Origin of the sequence: Micromonospora sp. RV43 (assembly GCF_001029515.1) — a bacterium.
GTDB lineage: Bacteria > Actinomycetota > Actinomycetes > Mycobacteriales > Micromonosporaceae > Micromonospora > Micromonospora aurantiaca.
In genome coordinates this window covers 41,326-58,483 of sequence record NZ_LEKG01000021.1, presented here as the reverse complement: position 1 = coordinate 58,483, position 17,158 = coordinate 41,326, and the positions used below count along the sequence as shown (strand labels likewise).

Below are 17,158 nucleotides of genomic sequence, written 5' to 3'. Positions count from 1 at the left end.
GGACGGGCGGGGGGCCGGGGGCGCGGGGGTGGGGGTGCTGGTCGCGACCCTCGGGGTACGCAGATCGGCGGCCTTTGCCACGTCCTTCAGCTCGTCGTGCACGCCTGTGACGTCCGAGCGCAGGTTGTCGTACATGCTCTGGAGCGGCTTGCGGATCGCCTGCTCGTCGTCCTCGCTGAGCAGGTGCTTGCGGATGAACGCCTTGGGGTGCAGATCCTCCAGCTGGATGTCCGTACCCAGCTCGCGGCTCAGGTCACCGGTCGCGTTGCGCGCCATGTTGCGCAGGTTGCGGACCATCCGGAGGCCGTCGTTGATCACATTGGGCAGCCGATCGCCGAAGATCAACAGCGCCAGGAGCAGCAGGACGCCGATCTCCCACCAGTTCAGGTTCTCGAACACCGCGGCCTCCTCGTCCGTGTGAGGGCAAGACTACGCACGTCAGGTGACCATCGGGGAGGGGGTGACGGGTCCTCACTTCGCATCCGCGGCGAGCGTCACCGACGCGTTCTGCCGCGACGACCCGCGCCGGTACTCGACTGTCACCACGGAACCGGGCGCGTACTTGCGCACGAGGGCCACCAGGTCGGTCGGATCGGTCATCGGATGGCCGTCCAGCCGGAGCACCACGTCCCCGGTACGCAGTCCGGCCGCCGCCGCCGGGCCGGCCGGCTCGACCGCGTTGAGGCGTACGCCGCCGCCGGTGGCGCCGGTGCCGCCGACCTGGGCGCCGATCACCGTACGCCGGGCCTTGCCGGTGCCGATGATGTCCTCGGTGATCCGCTTCGCCTGGTTGATCGGGATGGCGAAGGCGAGGCCGATGTTGCCGGCCTCCTGCCCGTCGGCCACCAGCGACTTGATCGTCGAGTTCACCCCGACCACCCGCCCGGCGCCGTCCACCAGCGGGCCGCCGGAGTTGCCGTGGTTGACAGCGGCGTCAGTCTGGATCGCCGCGTAGTAGCGGGTCGGCCCGCCCGGCTCGCCGGCCTGCATCGTCCGGTCCAGCGCGCTCACGATGCCGGCGGTGACGGTGTTGGCGAGCGACAACGGCGACCCGATGGCGAGCACCGGGTCACCGACGGCGAGCGCGTCGGAGTCGCCGAACTGCACCGGGGTCAGCCCGCTGCGCGAGACCTTGATCACGGCGAGGTCCGACTCCGGATCCTGCCCGACCACGGTGCCTGCGGCGGTGCTGCCGTCGTTGAACACGACAGTGGCCTTGCCGGGGCCGTCGGCGACCACGTGGTCGTTGGTGACGATGTGACCCTCGCTGGTCACCACGAAGCCGGAGCCCTCGCTGGTGCCGCCGAGGCTGACCACCCGGATGGTGACCACGCTGGGCAGGACCCGCTCGGCCACCCCGGCCAGCGACTCGGGCTTGCGCTGGGCCAGCGCCGGGGCCTGCCCGGTCTGCGCACCGATCGTCGGCACGTCACCGCCACGCAGGAAGGCGTACGTCAGGGCGCTGCCGAGAGAACCGGCCAGCAGCGCCGTGACCAGGGAGATCAGCACCACCTGGCGCAGCCCCGGCCGGGTCGGCAGGTCCGGGTCGGTGACCGGTTCCGGCTCCCCCGCACCGGACGCCGGGGCCGCCGGGATCACCACGGCGGCGGGCGCGTACGGATCCCGCCACGGGTCGGCCAGCGCGTCGGACCACCACGGCGACGTCGCCTGACCCGGGGCGTCCTGCGGCGGTCGTCCGGACGCCGGCCCACCCGGTGCCGGCGATCCGCCGGGCCGCCGCCAGTCCCAGCCGTCGGTCACGTCGGTGCCTCCCACTCCGTCCCGCTGGCCCCGCGCCGACGGCCGGCGGAGCCGGACGACAGTGACGCGCGGGACGCATCCAGGATTACACGGATGACGCGAACGGAGTCAGGGGTTGCCGTCCGTGAGCACTCCGCGGCGGACTCGCGGCTGCGCCGGTACCGGCCCGCCTCTACGCTCACAGTGCATACCGCCCCTCGCACCAGTCCGCCCCTCGGAGGTGTCCCATCGCCACGGTCGCCGGTCACGGCAGTTCGACGGCCCAGGCGCTCCACTTCGCCGAGTCTTTCGTCACCGAGGATCTCGTGCTGCGCACGGCCCGCGCCCTCGCCCACGAGGTGGGGGTGGAGGCGGTCACGCCCGGGTCGGGTGCCGCCCTGCGGCTGCTCGCCGCCGCCGGCAACGCCCGGGCCGTGGTGGAGATCGGCACCGGCACCGGGGTGAGCGGCGTGTGGCTGCTGCGCGGCATGCGCCCCGACGGCGTGCTCACCACGATCGACGTCGAGGTCGAATACCAGCGCATCGCCCGGCGGCTGTTCCAGGAGGCGGGCTTCCCGTCGGGGCGTACCCGGATCATCACCGGCCGGGCGCTCGACGTGCTGCCGCGGCTCGCGGACGGTGCCTACGACCTGGTCTTCGTGGACGCGGTGGCGACCGGCTTCGCCGCGTACGTGGACGCGGCGCTGCGGCTGCTGCGCCCCGGCGGCGTGCTCGCGCTCAACGGCGCGCTGGCGGCCGGCCGGATCGGCGACCCGGCAGCGCGGGACGCCGAGACGGTCACCGTACGGGAGACGATCAAGGCGATCCGCGAGTCGGAGCACTGGGTGCCCGCGCTGCTGCCGGTCGGCCACGGTCTGCTCGCCGCCGTCAAGGCCTGATCAGGCTGATCAGGCGTGCCCTGCACGCCTGGTCAGCCCAGCGTCGCCAGCCAGCGCAGCAGCCCGCGCACACCCCAGCCGGTGGCGCCCTTGACCAGTTCGCCGTGCGTGTCGTCGGACCACGACGGCGCGGACATGTCCAGGTGCGCCCATCGGTCCCGCAGGTCGCCGGTGAACTCCCGCAGGAACAGCGCGGCGACCACCGAACCGGCGCCCTGCGCCGGGGAGCTGTGCAGGTCGGCGATCTCGCTGGCCAGGTACTCCACGTAGTCGTCGGCCAGCGGCATCCGCCAGGCCCGCTCGCCGGCCGCGGTGATCGCGTCGAGCAGGCCGGCCGCGAGCGCGTCGTTCTCGCTGTAGAGCGCGGCGTGCCGCTTGCCCAGGGCGACGGCGTTCGCGCCGGTCAGCGTCGCCAGGTCGATCAGCAGGTCGGGCTTCAGCTCGCGGACCGCGTACGCCAGCGCGTCGGCGAGCACCAGCCGGCCCTCGGCGTCGGAGTTGGTGCTCTCGCTCGTCAGCCCGCCGTAGTGCCGGATCACGTCGCCGGGGCGGAACGCCGAGCCGCTGACCATGTTCTCGGCGAGCGGGGCGAGCGTGGTGACCCGGACCGGCAGGCGCAGTTCGGCGGCGCCGAGCGTCGCGGCGATCACGGCGGCGGCACCGGCCATGTCCTTGCGCATGAGCTTCATGGCCGGCACCGGCTTGATCGAGATGCCGCCGGTGTCGAACGTGATCCCCTTGCCGACGAGCACCACGTGGGTACGCGCGCCGTCGGGCCGCCAGTCCAGCTCCACCAGGCGCGGGCCGCTCGCGGAGCCGCCGCCGACGGCGAGGAGACCGCCGAAGCCCTCGGCCGCCAGTTCCTCCGGGCCGCGTACCCGCAGGTGCAGGCCGGGGCGCCCGGACGCGGCCTCGGCCACCTGCGCGGCGAACCACTCCGGGTTCTTGGTGGACGAGGGCATGTTGGTCAGGTCCCGGGCGAGCCGGGTCGTCTCGGCGGTGGCCCGGGCGGCGTCGAGCGTGCCGGCAAGAGCGTCCGGGTCGTCGACGAGCACCGACACCTCGGCCAGGGCGGGACGCTTGCCGGCCTCGGTGAGACGGAATCGGTACGAGCCGAGCAGCAGCCCTTCGGCGAGGCCACGCAGCGCCGCCGTCGCCTCGCCGGGAAGTGCGATGGTGATCTGCGTCTCATCCTTCGCCGCGCGGGCCAGCGCCGCTCCGGCGGTGCGCCAGTCGCGCTCGTCGCCCTCGCCGACGCCCAGAAGCCACAGCCGCGCCGGGGAGCCACCGGGACGCAGGTGCTCGCGTACCTCGCCGGCCGCGCCGGTGAGCCGGGTGGCGGGCAGGACGGCTGCGGCCTCGGCAGGGACGTCGTCGCCGAGCGGCACGGCGGTCGGGACCAGGCGGGCCGTGGAGGCCGGCGAGACCGTGGGGTCCGGCGAGGCCAGGGAGTCCGGGGAGTCCGGCCCTCCGGGACGGACGGGCAGGACGAGAGCGTCGGGCCCTGCGGGCCCACTCACCAGACGAATGACCAGCACGCTGGACCGTACCTCCGAAATGGGTTGAACGGGCACATTCCCCCACGCAGCCGTCGAGGAAAGACCCTGAGCCACCGGGCATGCCGGTGGCTCAGGGCAGGACGAACCGCCCGCACGGCGGACGCCGTGCGGGACACTCCTCGAATCAGCCCGCGGCCGCCTTCAGCGCGTCACCGAGCGCGGTGGCCTCGTCGGGAGTCATCTCGACGACGAGCCGGCCACCACCCTCCAGCGGGACTCGCATGACGATGCCCCGGCCCTCCTTGGTGACTTCCAGCGGACCGTCGCCCGTCCGCGGCTTCATCGCCGCCATGTTGTCTCCCCTCAGACCTACACCAGGGTCGGTGAGTTGCCCCACAGCCACTTCGCCATCGCCATCCGCAACCATCGCGGAAGGCTCGACCAACGATTTTCCCTGATGAACACCGCCGGACCCAAACCGAAGCAGCATTGATGTAACAGCATCTAGCTTATCTTGGATAGGCCTGTCACAATGTGCGGTCATGCAGGCACGGTCGGCACTCTTCGACCTGTACGGCGACCACCTCCGGGCCCGGGGTGGCCGCGCACCGGTTGCCGCCCTGGTCAAGCTGCTCGCCCCGCTCGGGATCGCCCCACCGGCGGTACGCACCGCGGTCTCCCGGATGGTCCGTCAGGGCTGGCTGGAACCGCTCCGTCTGGCGTCCGGACCGGGATATTCGATCACCCCGAAGGCGGCACGTCGACTCGACGAGGCGGCGTCCCGGATCTACCGGACCGGGCGGCACAGCTGGGACGGACGGTTCGATCTCCTGGTGCTCACCGCGCCCTCGTCCCGCCGGGACCGGCAGCGGCTCGCCGCGAACCTCGCCTTCCTCGGCTACGGCACGCTCGACGACTGCACCTGGGTGGCCACCCGCCCGGGTGAGGACGTCGACCTGCTGCTCGACGAGGCGGGCGTGCGCTACGAGCGGTTCACCGCAGCGCACGCGGCCGGCACCCCCGGCGCGATGGGCGTGGTCCGCCGCGCCTGGGACCTGGCCGAGATCGGGCGGGCGTACGAGCGGTTCGTCGCCGAGCAGAAGCCGCTGCTCTCCGGCGTCACTGTGCGCAGCAGCGACGAGGACGCGTACGCGGCCCGATTCCGGCTCGTGCACGCATGGCGTACGTTCCTGTTCCGGGATCCGCAACTGCCCCCGGCACTGCTGCCCGAGCGCTGGCCGGGCACCAGCGCGGCCAGCTTCTTCGACCGGCACGCGGCCCGGCTCCGGCCGGCCGCCGACCGGTACGTCGAGCAGTGCCTCGACACCGGCAACCGCCTCGCCCGACAGAAGGGTCGTTAGAACGTGACCGAGCCGCTGCTCGTCGACCGCACCGACGCCGTCGTCACCCTGACGCTGAACCGCCCGACGGCGATGAACTCGCTCGACGTGGCGCTCAAGGAGGCGCTCCGGGACACCCTGGCCGAGCTGGAGACCGACCGGTCCTGCCGGGCGGTCGTGCTCGCCGGCGCGGGCGGCTCGTTCAGCGCTGGGCAGGACCTGCGCGAGCACGTGCGGACGCTGGAGACCTCGGACGCCGACCCGCTGGCCACGGTCCGGACGCACTACAACCCGATCGCCGCCCGGCTGGCCAACCTGCCCAAGCCGGTGGTCGCCGCGGTGCGCGGGATGGCCGCCGGGGCCGGCGCCTCGCTGGCGTTCCTGGCCGACTTCCGCATCGGCGGCCCGAAGACCCGGTTCCTGATGGCGTTCGCCGGGGTGGGCCTCGCCGCCGACACCGGCGCCTCCTGGACGCTGCCCCGCCTGGTCGGTCACGCCAAGGCCGTCGAGCTGCTGATGCTCGCCGAGCCGGTCGGCGCCGAGGAGGCCTGCCGGCTGGGCCTGCTGACCAAGCTGGTGGACGACGACGAGCAGGTGCTCCCGACCGCGCAGGAACTGGCCGCCCGGCTCGCCGCCGGCCCGACCGTCGCGTACGGGGCGATCAAGCGTCAGCTCTCCATCGCCGACGCGGGCACGCTCGCCGACGCGCTGGCCGCCGAGGCGCAGGCCCAGGCGATCTGCGGCGCCACCGCCGACCACCGGGCCGCCACGACGGCGTTCGTCGCCAAGCAGAAGCCGGTCTTCGAGGGACGCTGACCGCCCCGGTCGGCCCCGGAGGTCAGTCGTCCTCTTCCGGATCCTGGTTGGCCTCGACGCCGAGCACGAATGCCTGCATGGCCAGCTCGTCGCCGTACGGCGAGACGAACGCCGGCAGTTCCCGCGGGCCCAGCTCCTGCACGTAGGACCAGAAGATCCGCACCGCCTCGGCGCGCGACGCGGCCTCGATCGGCAGGTCCAGGCTGACCAGCCAGGTGCTGCGGGCGGGCGGCGGGCCGAGCCGGTCGGCCAACGACCGCCAGCGGGCCGGGTCGAGCGCCACGACCGGTCCGTCCGGCGCCGGGCCGTCGACCGGCACCGGCTCGTCGAGCACCCGCCGGGTGTACGTGACCACGAGCGACCCGGCCACCGCGTCGGACTGCGGATCGTCCGGGTCCTCCCGGGTCTCGGACGATGCGAGCGCGACCCGGCCGAGCGCGACCAGGCGCAGCGGCTCGTCGACGAGCACTGCCACCCGGTCACCGGGCCGGGGGCGGGCCGCCTCGGACAGCCCGGTCAGCTCCAGCGCGTCGTGGTGCACGAGCCGCTCGGCCTCGAAGCGCTCGGCGGGCAGCAGCACCGCCCAGGCTCCGGTCGTGGTCGCACCGTCTGTCGTCCCGCTCGTACGCGGCTCGGTGTCGGTCATGCCCCAATCCCATCACGCCGGAGGTGGCGCGCTCCGTCACACCCCGGCCCGGTCACCGCTCACGTGGCAGTCGGCCAGGTGGTCGTCGACCATGCCGGTGGCCTGCATCAGCGCGTAGGCGGTCGTGGGGCCGACGAACCGGAAGCCCCGCTTCTTGAGCGCCTTGGCCATCGCCACGGACTCCGGGCTGGTGGCCGGCACCTCGGCGAAGGACCGGGGACGCGCGGCCCGGGGCGGGGGCGCGAAGGACCAGAGCAGCGCGGAGAGGCCCTCGGGCAGCTCCGACGCGGCCCGGGCGTTCGCGATCGCCGCCTCGATCTTGGCCCGGTTGCGGACGATCCCCGCGTCGGCCATCAGCCGGGTCACGTCGGCCTCGCCGTAGCGGGCCACCGACTCGATCCGGAAGCCGGCGAAGGCGTCCCGGAACGCCTGCCGCTTGCGCAGGATGGTCAGCCAGGACAGGCCGGACTGGAACGCCTCCAGCGTCAGCCGCTCGTAGAGCGCGTCGTCGCCGCGCAGCGGCCGGCCCCACTCCTCGTCGTGGTAGACGGCGTAGTCGGGGGTGCTCGCCCCCCACGCGCAGCGCGGCAGCCCGTCGGCGCCGGTCACCAGGTCAGTCACGGCGTCCACGATAGGCCGGGCCACCGACAGCCCCGCCGCGCCAACGACCGCCCGTCAGGGCAGGCGGCCCTGCTCGACCAGCCGGGCGAACTTCTTCAGCGCCTGGGTGAGGCTGAACTTCGAGCCGGGCCAGAGCACCGGCCACGCCACCCGGCCGGCCGCCCCGCCCGGCAGGTGGAACCACTCGTGCCAGACCACCTGCGTGCGGTCGCGGTCCATCGGGGTGCAGCGCAGCACGCCGGGGCCGCGCAGCAGTTTGCCGCAGTGCACCACGCCGACCTCGTACGGCGCGTCGACCCGGACCACACGCATCTCGTCGCGGAGTACGGCCGGACCGAGCGCGGTGACCGCCTCGACCAGGCTCCCCTCGCCGCCGTCGCCCTCGACCACCCGGACCCGGGTCAGCGGGATCCAGTCCGACTGCCGCTCCCATGCGGTGAGCGCGGCGAACACCCGGTCGGCCGGGGCCTCGACGATCACCGTGGCGGTGACCTCGGCGGCGCCCCGGCGGGACGCCTCGGTGAAGTCGTCGGCCGGCCGGCCGGCGCCGGTCACGCCGACTCCGAGCGGACCACCGAACCGCGCTCCCGGTCGTCGTCGGCCGGACCGGCCGCGATCCCGTTCGCCGGGGAGACGGTGTCCTCGGTCGCCGCCGCGGCGGGGGCCTCCGCCACGCCCGCCTCGGCCGGGGCGCGTCCGGGCCGGCCGTCGGCGTCGGTGCGGCCCGGCTGCCCGTCGGTGTCGGTCCGGGCCGGCGGCTCGGGCGCGGACAGGTCGATCACCACCGGCTCGGGGGTGGACGGGTCGGGTGCCTGCTCGGTCTCGGGACGGGTCGCGGCGGCCTCCTCGCGCGCCCGGCGCAGCGCGTCGGCGTCCTCGGTACGCCCGTCCCGCAGGGCCGCGTTCTCCGCCTCCAGGACGCCGATCAGCTCGGTCTTGTAGCCGATGTCGTACGCCGCCCGGCGCAGCGCCGCGTCGACCTGGCTCATCCGGTAGCCGCGCAGCGCCGTGTCGAAGCGGACGTCGGACACGTCCGACTCGTCGAGCGGACGGCTGCCGGGCAGGGGCACGGCCCGCCCGTCCGGCTCGGCCGGCGTGAGGCCCGGATCCTTGCCGGAGACGAGCACCGTCACCCCGAACACCACAGCCGCGACGGTCAGCGCGACGACCAAGAGGAGCAGAACCTCACCCATGCACAGATCGTGGCATGCGGGCCGGGATCGGGCGAGCCCTCCGGGACGTCCGGTCGGTAAATGCGTCCGGCGCACGGGACCGGCACGGGCGGCGCGGGCGGGACCGGATAGCGTCGGACCGGCCGGTGCGGTCCGGCGGCGAGGAGGCGGGCATGACCGGGGCGTTGCGGCTGGGCGGACGGGCGTTCGGCCCCGGTGAGCTGGTGGTGATGGCGATCGTCAACCGCACCCCGGACTCGTTCTTCGACCGCGGCGCCACATTCGCCCAGGACAGCGCGCTTCGCGCGGTGGAACGCGCGGTGGACGAGGGCGCCGAGATCATCGACATCGGCGGGGTGAAGGCCGGGCCGGGCGACGAGGTGGACGTGGCCGAGGAGATCCGCCGGACGGTGGACACCATCGCGGCGGTCCGGTCCGCCTTCCCGGATGTGGTCATCTCCATCGACACCTGGCGTGCCGAGGTGGCCGTGGAGGCGGTCGCGGCCGGTGCGGACCTGCTCAACGACACCTGGTCGGGGGCGGACCCCGCGCTGGCCCGGGTCGCCGCGGCGACCGGCGCCGGGCTGGTCTGCTCGCACGCGGGCGGGCTCGCCCCGCGTACCCGGCCGCACCGGGCCGCCTTCGACGACGTGGTGGCCGACGTGGTCGGCACCGTGACCGGGCTGGCCGAGCGCGCGGTCGGGCTGGGTGTGCGCCGGGACGGCATCCTGATCGACCCGGCGCACGACTTCGGCAAGAACACCCGGCACTCGCTGGAGATCACCAGGCGGCTGGCGGAGCTGACCGACACCGGCTGGCCGCTGCTGGTGGCCCTGTCGAACAAGGACTTCATCGGCGAGACGCTCGACCTGCCGGTGCCCGAGCGGCTGGAGGGGACGCTCGCCGCCACGGCGGTCTCGGCCTGGCTCGGCGCCCGGGTGTTCCGCGCCCACCAGGTCCGCGAGACCCGCCGGGTGCTGGACATGGTGGCGTCGATCCGGGGCGACCGGCCGCCGGCGGTGACCCGCCGCGGGCTGGCCTGACGGGCCGGTCCGGCGCGTCAGGTCCAGCGCAGGACGCCGCGCCGCCAGGCGTAGAGGATGCCGAGCGCGACGATCGCCACGAAGACGCCCATCTCCACGACGGTGGTGGCGCCGAAGCCGGGCCGGTCGAAGACCAGCGCCCACGGGAACAGGAACACCGCCTCGACCGCGAAGAGCACGTAGAGATACGCGTAGACGTAGTACCGGATCTGCATCTGGGCCCAGTCGCCGCCGACCGGGTCGAGACCGCACTCGTACGAGGCCCGCTTGCCCCACGGCTCGGCCGGACGGCTCGGACGTAACACCCGGTTCGCGGAGAACGCCGTCACGAAGAAGAGCACGGCGGCGAGCAGCAGCAGACCGAGCGTGGCGTACGAGCCGAGATATCCGGTCACGACCGGAGCGTACCGGTCCCGTCCAGATGTCCCGGACACGTTACGAATTCGTTTCCTCGCAGGACTAGTGCTTGATGGCAAGTATCACCGAATAATGGGATCTCATTGATCGTCCCGGAGGACAGATGGCCCGCCCCCGCGTTGCGCCCGTTCGGCGGGTAGCGCTCCGCCGTACCCTCGCGCTCCTGGCGCCCGCGCTCGTCGCGGCGCTGGTGGCGGTGGCGCCGGCCGGGGCCGACGCCCACCCGGGGCCGGCCGCCGCGCTCCGGGCGATCGAGCCGGTGGAGCCGGGCGGCGAGCCCGGCGGTGAGCCCGGCGGCGAGCCGACCGAGCCCGCGCCCACCGGCGAGCCGACGACCACCGCGACGGCTCCGCCGCCCACCGAGCCACCGCCGCCTCCGACCACGCCCCCGGCGCCGGTCACCACCTCGCCGGCCCCGCCGACGAGCGCGCCCGCCGAACCGGCGCCGACCACCGCCGCGCCGGCCACCACGGCACCGGCACCCCCGCCGGTCGTGCCGCCGGTCAAGACCCCGCCGCCACCGCCGGCGCAGCCGGCCGGCGGGCCCCTGGGGGTACGCGTGAACACCGAGGACGTGGCCCTCCCGCCGGCCTACTGGAACGCCGACGCCACGGTGGCCACGCTGCGGGTGACGGTGACCAACACCGGCGGGCGGGCGGAGCGGATCAGCCTGGGCTACACGCTGCCGCCCGGCCTGACCGACGCGGGCACCCCGGGCTGCGAGCCCTCCGGCGGCGGCAACCACCGCTGCGTCGGGTGGGACGCGGAGCCGGGCGCCCGGTTCAGCGCGACCATCCGGGTCCGGGTCGACGGCGACGCCTGGCGGACCATGCCGCTGGCCGGATCGGTCCAGGTCACCGCCGTCGCGCCCGGTGTGACCGGCGCGGCGTACGACGACGAGGGCTTCGCGGTGCTGTTCCCGCCCGGGCCGCCGGTGCCCGGCATCTCGCTGCGCGCCGACGAGGTGCTGTTCGACATCAGCGGCGCGCCCAGCACGCTCACCGTCCGGCTGGGCAACACCGGCAAGGTCGACGCGGCGGGCCGGATCGAGGTGCTCCTGCCCGAAGGGGTGACAGTGGCCGGCACCGAGAGCGGCTGCGCCCCGGTGTCGGCCGACCGGACGCGCTGCGAACTGGGCACGCTGGCGGCCGGGCGGACCACGACCGTACGGCTGACGCTGGCGGCCTCGGCGGAGGCGCAGCGACGGGCGCCCCTGTCCGGCGCGGTGATCGGCCGGCTCGACCCGCGTAGCGGGCGCGACCGGCAGGTGCAGATGAGCTTCCGGATCAGCGCGGCGGCGGCGGACGCCGTCCCGCCCGGCGGGGCGCCGGCCCCGACCGGCTCGCAGGGCGTGCTCGTCGCCGCCGGCGAACGGGACGGCGACGACACCTCGGTCCGGGGGACCGCCGTCGCGTTGATCGCAGTGTCCGGTCTCCTGGTCGTGCTCGCACTGACTCTGGCGACCCGTTCGCTGCGCCGCCGCAGCGACATCACCGTGCCGGAGCGTCCGATCACCGACCGGTGATCATGGATATGTGGTGATCTGGGTTACGGGCCCAGGTACTAAACGCTGCAAAGCAGGGCATACAGCGGCCCGATCCAGTCCCATACGTCGGACCTCGACCAAGGTGGCCCTAACGTGGCGACGTAGGCTCTGACGTGAGAATCGGAGCGGGCCGGGCCGGCGAGGGCGACGGCGCTCAGTTAAGCGAGGTGCGGGTGTGACCAAGCAGATCCGTCAGCTGGACCGGGTGGTCATCCGGTTCGCCGGTGACTCCGGCGACGGCATGCAGCTCACCGGCGACCGGTTCACCTCGGAGACGGCGCAACTGGGCAACGACATCTCCACGTTGCCCAACTTCCCCGCCGAGATCCGCGCTCCCGCCGGGACTCTGCCCGGCGTGTCGAGCTTCCAGGTGCACTTCGCCGACTACGACATCCTGACCCCGGGTGACGCCCCGAACGTGCTGGTGGCGATGAACCCGGCCGCGCTGAAGGCCAACCTGGCCGACCTGCCGCGCGGGGCCGACATCATCGTCAACACCGACGAGTTCACCCGGCGCAACCTGGCGAAGGTCGGCTACGCGGCCAGCCCGCTCGACGACGACTCGCTCGCCGGGTACGCGGTGCACCCGGTGGCGCTCACCTCGATGACGATCGGCGCGCTGGCCGAGCACGACGTGTCCAAGAAGGACGCCGAGCGGGCCAAGAACATGTTCGCGCTCGGGCTGCTGAGCTGGATGTACTCCCGTCCGTACGAGTCCACGCTGCGCTTCCTGGAGCGCAAGTTCGCGGCCCGCCCCGAGCTGGTGGCGGCGAACGTGGCCGCGTTCCGGGCCGGCTGGAACTTCGGCGAGACCACCGAGGACTTCTCCGTCCGGTACGAGGTCAAGCCGGCCAAGATGCTGCCGGGCACCTACCGGAACATCACCGGCAACGCGGCGCTGTCGCTGGGCCTGGTGGCCGCCGGGGTGCGCTCCGGGCTGCCGGTGTTCCTCGGCGCGTACCCGATCACGCCGGCCTCGGACATCCTGCACGAGCTGAGCAAGCACAAGAAGTTCGGCGTGGTCACCATGCAGGCCGAGGACGAGATCGCCGCGGTCGGTGCGGCGCTCGGCGCGTCGTACGGCGGCTCACTCGGCGTGACCACCACGAGCGGTCCGGGTGTGGCGCTCAAGAGCGAGACGATCTCCCTGGCGGTGGCGCTGGAACTGCCGCTGGTCATCGTCGACGTGCAGCGGGCCGGCCCGTCCACCGGCATGCCCACCAAGACCGAGCAGGCCGACCTGAACATGGCCCTGTACGGCCGGCACGGCGAGGCGCCGGTCGCGGTGATCGCGCCGAAGTCGCCGTCGGACTGCTTCCACGCGGCGCTGGAGGCGGCCCGGATCGCGCTGACCTACCGCACCCCGGTGATCCTGCTGTCGGACAACTACGTCGCCAACGGCTCCGAGCCGTGGCTGCTGCCCGACGTGGAGTCGCTGCCCGACCTGCGGGTCGAGTTCGCCACGAAGCCCAACGGCGAGGACCGCACCACGTTCCTGCCGTACCTGCGGGATCCGCAGACGCTGGCCCGCCCGTGGGCGGTGCCCGGCACGGCCGGTCTGGAGCACCGGATCGGCGGCCTGGAGAAGGCCGACAAGACCGGCGACATCTCGTACGACCCGGCGAACCACGACTTCATGGTGCGGACCCGGGCGGCCCGCATCGAGACCATCCCGGTGCCGGACGTCGAGGTGGAGGACCCGGACGGCGACGCCCGGGTGCTGGTGCTGGGCTGGGGCTCGACGTACGGGCCGATCGGCGCCGCCTGCCGTGGCCTGCGCCAGCGCGGGCTCTCGGTGGCCCAGGCCCACCTGCGGCACCTGGCCCCGATGCCGGCGAACCTCGGCGAGGTGCTGGGCCGCTACGACAAGGTGGTCGTACCGGAGATGAACCTCGGCCAGCTCGCCCACGTGATCCGGGCGAAGTACCTGGTCGACGCGATCGGCTACAACCAGGTCCGCGGCCTGCCGTTCACGGCCGCCGAGCTGGAGACGATGCTGGAAGAGGTCCTGAAGAATGCCTGAGCCCGTCGCCCTCAAGCTCACCGCCAAGGACTTCAAGTCCGACCAGGAGGTGCGCTGGTGCCCCGGTTGCGGTGACTACGCCATCCTGGCGGCCGTACAGGGCTTCATGCCGGAGCTGAACATCCCCCGGGAGAACATCGTCTTCGTCTCGGGCATCGGCTGCTCGTCGCGCTTCCCGTACTACATGAACACGTACGGGATGCACTCGATCCACGGCCGCGCCCCGGCGATCGCCACCGGCCTGTCGGTGTCCCGGCCGGACCTGTCGGTCTGGGTGGTCACCGGTGACGGCGACGCGCTCTCCATCGGCGGCAACCACCTGATCCACGCGCTGCGCCGCAACGTGAACCTCAAGATCCTGCTGTTCAACAACCGGATCTACGGGCTGACCAAGGGCCAGTACTCGCCCACCTCCGAGGTCGGCAAGATCACCAAATCGACGCCGGTCGGCTCGGCGGACGCCCCGTTCAACCCGCTGTCCCTGGCGCTCGGCGCCGAGGCCACGTTCGTGGCCCGGACGATCGACTCGGACCGCAAGCACCTCCAGTCGGTGCTGCGGGCCGCCGCCCAGCACGAGGGTTCGGCGTTCGTGGAGATCTACCAGAACTGCAACATCTTCAACGACGGCGCGTTCGACCCGCTGAAGGAGCCGGCCACCCGGGACGACTTCCTGATCCGGCTGGAGCACGGGCAGCCGATCACGTTCGGCAAGGACGGGCAGTTCTGCGTCGTCCACCCGCCCGGTGGCTTCGGGCTGGAGGTCCGGGAGACCGCGAACACGCCGGCCGAGGAGATCGTCGTGCACGACGCGGGCGTGGCCGACCCCGCGTACGCGTTCGCGCTGTCCCGCCTGCCCGGCCTGGACCTGAGCAACACCCCGATCGGCGTGTTCCGGTCGGTGGACCGTCCCTCCTACGACAGCGTGGTGCAGGAGCAGGTCGCGGCCGCCAAGGCCACCGTCGACCAGACCCCGGAGCAGCAGCTCTCCGCGCTGCTCGGCAGCGGCGACACCTGGACGATCCTCTGATCCGCCGCTGACCCGTCACGCCGAAGGGCGGGCCGTTCCCCCGCGGAACGGCCCGCCCTTCACGTGTGACGCGGCCCGGTCAGGCGGCCGCCGAGGCGGGCACCCACAGCTCGTCGACGGCCCGCTCGGCCGCGGCGAGGCTCTGCTCGAACAGCGGGATCAGCTCGGCCATGGCCGGGTTGACCGGGGCCAGGGTCAGCTCGGCGCAGATGAACCGCGGCTCCAGCCCGGTCAGGGAGAGGCCGTGCGGCAGCCACGGCTCGGCGTGGTCCCAGCCCTCCCGCGGGGTGCCCGCGCCGTACCCGCCGCCGCGGCTGACCAGGACGACGAACTGGCGGTCGCCGAGCAGCCCGGCGTTCGTGACCGGGTCGTACGCGATGCCGGGGGCGATCAGGTGGTCGACCCAGGACTTCACGCTGCTGGGCGGGCCGTAGTTGTAGAGCGGGAGCCCGAGCAGGACCGTGTCGGCCCGCTTCACCTCGGCCACGACCTCCTCGGTCAGCCGCCAGGACGCCTGCTGCTCGGGCGTGTGCTGATCCGGCGGCACCATGCGCGCGAGGCCGCTCGCCGTGTCGAGGTGCGGAAGCGGATTCTGACCCAGGTCGCGGTAGGTGACGGTGCCGTCCGGATGGGCGGCGCGCCACGCGGCGGCGGCGCGGGCGGTGAGCCGCCGGCTGACCGAACGCTCCCCGGTGATGCTCGAGTCGATGTGCAACAGGTGAGCCATTTCTTCCTCCTCCATCGATCGTTCGTGTAGGACCAACTATTTATAGCAGGTCGATGTTCCCCGGGCCGCGTAAACTGGGTCACATGTCCGCCGCACCGGTCGAGGAGTCCGAGCGCCGCTCCGGGCCTTTGCTCGACCACCTGGCCCGGCGGATGCGGCTGCGCTCGGAGTCGGTGCTCGCCCCGCTGGGCCTGCGCCCCCGCCACCTGGTGGCGCTCACCGTGCTGCGCGACGCCGGCGGAATCAGCCAGCAGGCGCTCGCCGGCACGCTCCAGATCGACAGCACGAACGTGGTCGGCCTGCTCAACGACCTGGAGGCGGACGGCCTGGCCGAGCGCCGCCGCTCCCCGGAGGACCGCCGCCGGCACGAGGTACGCCTCACCGAGGCGGGCACGAAGCGACTGCGCGAGGCGGAGTGCGCGCTCGCCGGGGCGGAGGAGGAGGTCCTCGGCGCGCTGGCTCCGGGCGAGCGGGACCTGCTCTACGACCTGCTGCGACGGGCCACCCAGGGCCGGTCGTCGACCTGCGGCGAAGTGATCGCGGAGGGCGGCCCGGGCGCCTGCTGACCGCTGGCGCTCAGCGGGGCCGGGTCAGATCGCGGTGGTGGCCTGCGGACGGTCGTCCCGGACGTGGACGAGCATGTCGCCGGTCTCGATCACCGCGCCGGCGCGGTCGTTGAGCGTGACCACCTTGCCCCGGCGGACCAGCGCGATGACCAGCGACTCCAGCTCACGCGGGGAGCGCCCTACCTCGTCGCGCTCGGCCGACCGCATGGCCAGCGCCATGCCCTGACCCGGGGTGAGCAGGTCCTCCACCACGTCGATCAGGGGCGGGGCCGAGGTGGACAGGCCGAGCAGCCGCCCGGCCGTGGCCGACGAGACGATCACGTGGTGCGCGCCGCTCTGCTTGAGCAGCGGCGCGTTCTCCGCCTCCCGGACCGCCGCGATGATGCGTACCTGACCGGCGGTGAGCTGCCGGACCGTGAGCGCCACCAGCACCGACGCGTCGTCGCTGTCCGTCGCGATGATGACCGACTTCGCGGTACGGACGTGCGCCTGCTCCAGCACCGACGAGCGGGTCGCCGAACCCTCGATCGTCACCAGCCCGTTGGAGGTGGCCTGCCGCAGCGCCGGCCCGCTCCGCTCGACCACCACGATCTTGGACTTGTCCGTGCCGTTCTCCAGCAGGGCGGAGACCGCGCTGCGGCCCTTGGTGCCGTAGCCGCAGATGATGACGTGGTCCTTCACGGTTCTCCTCCACCGCGACAGGCGACGGCCGGTGCGGTACTGCTCGGTCAGGACTTCCAGGGTGGTGCCGACCAGGATGATCAGGAACAGCACCCGGGCGGGGGTGATGAACAGGACGTTCGCCAGCCGCGCCGACGAACTGACCGGGGTGATGTCGCCGTACCCGGTGGTGGAGAGCGAGACCACCACGTAGTAGAAGCAGTCGAGCAGGCTCAGGCCGCTCTCGTCCACGTCGCGGTAGCCGTCGCGGTCGAGCCAGACCACCGCCACCGTGGCGAAGACCAGGCCGAGGGCGGCGAGCAGGCGCAGACTCAGCGCGCTCAGCGGCCCCCGCCGTTGCGCGGGAAAATGGATCACCGTCGGCCCTGCTCCGCCACCGTCGCCTGCACGCCCAC

General features: G+C 73.3%; 19 protein-coding genes. 8 read left to right on the top strand and 11 right to left on the bottom strand.

Features of this window, described 5'->3' with window-relative positions; all coding sequences use genetic code 11:
- Positions 1–399: preprotein translocase subunit TatB (locus ABD52_RS07965; RefSeq protein ID WP_047891372.1), on the bottom strand; the 399-nt coding region annotated here is incomplete at its 3' end.
- Positions 400–471: 72 nt separating this feature from the next.
- A complete protein-coding gene (locus tag ABD52_RS07960; protein WP_176739741.1) occupies positions 472–1,776 on the bottom strand; it encodes a S1C family serine protease in 1,305 nt (434 codons plus the stop codon).
- Positions 1,777–1,988: 212 nt separating this feature from the next.
- On the opposite strand from ABD52_RS07960, the gene ABD52_RS07955 reads away from it, so the two are divergent.
- The gene (locus ABD52_RS07955; protein ID WP_082171245.1) at positions 1,989–2,639 is read left to right on the top strand and encodes an O-methyltransferase; all 651 of its coding nucleotides are present in this window, start codon (positions 1,989–1,991) and stop codon (positions 2,637–2,639) included.
- A 32-nt stretch (positions 2,640–2,671) separates the two neighbouring features.
- On the opposite strand, the gene ABD52_RS07950 is transcribed toward ABD52_RS07955, so the two are convergent.
- Both ABD52_RS07950 and ABD52_RS38185 read right to left on the bottom strand, forming a co-directional pair.
- Positions 2,672–4,177 carry a M17 family metallopeptidase gene (locus ABD52_RS07950; protein ID WP_047891371.1) on the bottom strand — a complete coding sequence of 502 codons (1,506 nt, stop codon included), beginning with the start codon at positions 4,175–4,177 and terminating at the stop codon, positions 2,672–2,674.
- Positions 4,178–4,322: 145 nt separating this feature from the next.
- Positions 4,323–4,490 carry a DUF3117 domain-containing protein gene (locus tag ABD52_RS38185; protein ID WP_013283866.1) on the bottom strand — a complete coding sequence of 56 codons (168 nt, stop codon included), beginning with the start codon at positions 4,488–4,490 and terminating at the stop codon, positions 4,323–4,325.
- Positions 4,491–4,680: 190 nt separating this feature from the next.
- Here ABD52_RS38185 and ABD52_RS07945 point away from each other — a divergent pair, with 190 nt between their 5' ends.
- Together ABD52_RS07945 and ABD52_RS07940 are read left to right on the top strand one after the other, a co-directional pair.
- Complete coding sequence (locus tag ABD52_RS07945) at positions 4,681–5,499, top strand: PaaX family transcriptional regulator C-terminal domain-containing protein (protein WP_013283865.1); 819 nt, start codon at positions 4,681–4,683, stop codon at positions 5,497–5,499.
- A gap of 3 nt (positions 5,500–5,502) precedes the next feature.
- Positions 5,503–6,294, top strand: coding sequence for an enoyl-CoA hydratase/isomerase family protein (locus tag ABD52_RS07940; RefSeq protein ID WP_047891370.1), 792 nt, complete (start codon positions 5,503–5,505; stop codon positions 6,292–6,294).
- A gap of 22 nt (positions 6,295–6,316) precedes the next feature.
- On the opposite strand, the gene ABD52_RS07935 is transcribed toward ABD52_RS07940, so the two are convergent.
- Genes ABD52_RS07935 through ABD52_RS07920 form a run of 4 tightly spaced genes read right to left on the bottom strand, consistent with a single transcriptional unit; the run spans position 6,317 to position 8,754 of the window.
- Positions 6,317–6,940, bottom strand: a complete 624-nt coding sequence (locus tag ABD52_RS07935; protein WP_013283863.1) for a hypothetical protein — start codon at positions 6,938–6,940, stop codon at positions 6,317–6,319.
- A 36-nt stretch (positions 6,941–6,976) separates the two neighbouring features.
- Positions 6,977–7,561 (bottom strand): DNA-3-methyladenine glycosylase I, encoded by a 585-nt coding sequence (locus tag ABD52_RS07930; protein ID WP_041784439.1) that lies wholly within the window; start codon positions 7,559–7,561, stop codon positions 6,977–6,979.
- Positions 7,562–7,615: 54 nt separating this feature from the next.
- On the bottom strand, positions 7,616–8,116 hold the full coding sequence (locus tag ABD52_RS07925) for an SRPBCC family protein (RefSeq protein ID WP_030273661.1): 501 nt from the start codon (positions 8,114–8,116) through the stop codon (positions 7,616–7,618).
- Positions 8,113–8,754 carry a DivIVA domain-containing protein gene (locus ABD52_RS07920; protein WP_047891369.1) on the bottom strand — a complete coding sequence of 214 codons (642 nt, stop codon included), beginning with the start codon at positions 8,752–8,754 and terminating at the stop codon, positions 8,113–8,115. The genes ABD52_RS07925 and ABD52_RS07920 overlap by 4 nt, the downstream gene beginning before the upstream one ends.
- 152 nt (positions 8,755–8,906) lie before the next feature.
- Between ABD52_RS07920 and folP the strand changes: the two genes are divergently transcribed.
- A complete protein-coding gene (gene folP, locus ABD52_RS07915; RefSeq protein ID WP_047891385.1) occupies positions 8,907–9,776 on the top strand; it encodes a dihydropteroate synthase in 870 nt (289 codons plus the stop codon).
- Positions 9,777–9,793: 17 nt separating this feature from the next.
- Here the strand turns inward: folP and ABD52_RS07910 are convergent, their stop codons facing one another.
- Positions 9,794–10,171, bottom strand: a complete 378-nt coding sequence (locus tag ABD52_RS07910; RefSeq protein ID WP_030273665.1) for an NADH-quinone oxidoreductase subunit A — start codon at positions 10,169–10,171, stop codon at positions 9,794–9,796.
- Between the two features lie 125 nt (positions 10,172–10,296).
- Here ABD52_RS07910 and ABD52_RS07905 point away from each other — a divergent pair, with 125 nt between their 5' ends.
- The 3 genes from ABD52_RS07905 to ABD52_RS07895 all read left to right on the top strand — a co-directional run bounded on the left by ABD52_RS07905 (position 10,297) and on the right by ABD52_RS07895 (position 14,789).
- Positions 10,297–11,718: a hypothetical protein gene (locus tag ABD52_RS07905; RefSeq protein ID WP_047891368.1), complete on the top strand. Its 1,422-nt coding sequence runs from the start codon at positions 10,297–10,299 to the stop codon at positions 11,716–11,718.
- A gap of 196 nt (positions 11,719–11,914) precedes the next feature.
- Positions 11,915–13,762, top strand: coding sequence for a 2-oxoacid:acceptor oxidoreductase subunit alpha (locus tag ABD52_RS07900; RefSeq protein WP_047891367.1), 1,848 nt, complete (start codon positions 11,915–11,917; stop codon positions 13,760–13,762).
- Entirely contained in the window at positions 13,755–14,789 is a 1,035-nt protein-coding gene (locus ABD52_RS07895; protein WP_013473885.1) for a 2-oxoacid:ferredoxin oxidoreductase subunit beta, read from the top strand. The genes ABD52_RS07900 and ABD52_RS07895 overlap by 8 nt, the downstream gene beginning before the upstream one ends.
- A 79-nt stretch (positions 14,790–14,868) precedes the next feature.
- On the opposite strand, the gene ABD52_RS07890 is transcribed toward ABD52_RS07895, so the two are convergent.
- A complete protein-coding gene (locus tag ABD52_RS07890; protein ID WP_047891366.1) occupies positions 14,869–15,516 on the bottom strand; it encodes an FMN-dependent NADH-azoreductase in 648 nt (215 codons plus the stop codon).
- Between the two features lie 83 nt (positions 15,517–15,599).
- Between ABD52_RS07890 and ABD52_RS07885 the strand changes: the two genes are divergently transcribed.
- A complete protein-coding gene (locus ABD52_RS07885; RefSeq protein ID WP_174361689.1) occupies positions 15,600–16,082 on the top strand; it encodes a MarR family winged helix-turn-helix transcriptional regulator in 483 nt (160 codons plus the stop codon).
- A gap of 24 nt (positions 16,083–16,106) precedes the next feature.
- Here ABD52_RS07885 and ABD52_RS07880 read toward each other — a convergent pair whose 3' ends face one another.
- Complete coding sequence (locus ABD52_RS07880) at positions 16,107–17,120, bottom strand: TrkA family potassium uptake protein (RefSeq protein WP_013473883.1); 1,014 nt, start codon at positions 17,118–17,120, stop codon at positions 16,107–16,109.
- Between the last annotated feature and the right edge of the window lie 38 nt (positions 17,121–17,158).

Bases quoted from the DNA above. Each gene is read 5' to 3' on its own strand.
- ABD52_RS38185 (WP_013283866.1), bottom strand. From the start codon at position 4,490: ATGGCGGCGATGAAGCCGCGGACGGGCGACGGTCCGCTGGAAGTCACC.
- ABD52_RS07945 (WP_013283865.1), top strand. From the start codon at position 4,681: ATGCAGGCACGGTCGGCACTCTTCGACCTGTACGGCGACCACCTCCGG.
- ABD52_RS07935 (WP_013283863.1), bottom strand. From the start codon at position 6,940: ATGACCGACACCGAGCCGCGTACGAGCGGGACGACAGACGGTGCGACC.
- ABD52_RS07920 (WP_047891369.1), bottom strand. From the start codon at position 8,754: ATGGGTGAGGTTCTGCTCCTCTTGGTCGTCGCGCTGACCGTCGCGGCT.
- folP (WP_047891385.1), top strand. From the start codon at position 8,907: ATGACCGGGGCGTTGCGGCTGGGCGGACGGGCGTTCGGCCCCGGTGAG.
- ABD52_RS07905 (WP_047891368.1), top strand. From the start codon at position 10,297: ATGGCCCGCCCCCGCGTTGCGCCCGTTCGGCGGGTAGCGCTCCGCCGT.
- ABD52_RS07895 (WP_013473885.1), top strand. From the start codon at position 13,755: ATGCCTGAGCCCGTCGCCCTCAAGCTCACCGCCAAGGACTTCAAGTCC.
- ABD52_RS07890 (WP_047891366.1), bottom strand. From the start codon at position 15,516: ATGGCTCACCTGTTGCACATCGACTCGAGCATCACCGGGGAGCGTTCG.
- ABD52_RS07885 (WP_174361689.1), top strand. From the start codon at position 15,600: ATGTCCGCCGCACCGGTCGAGGAGTCCGAGCGCCGCTCCGGGCCTTTG.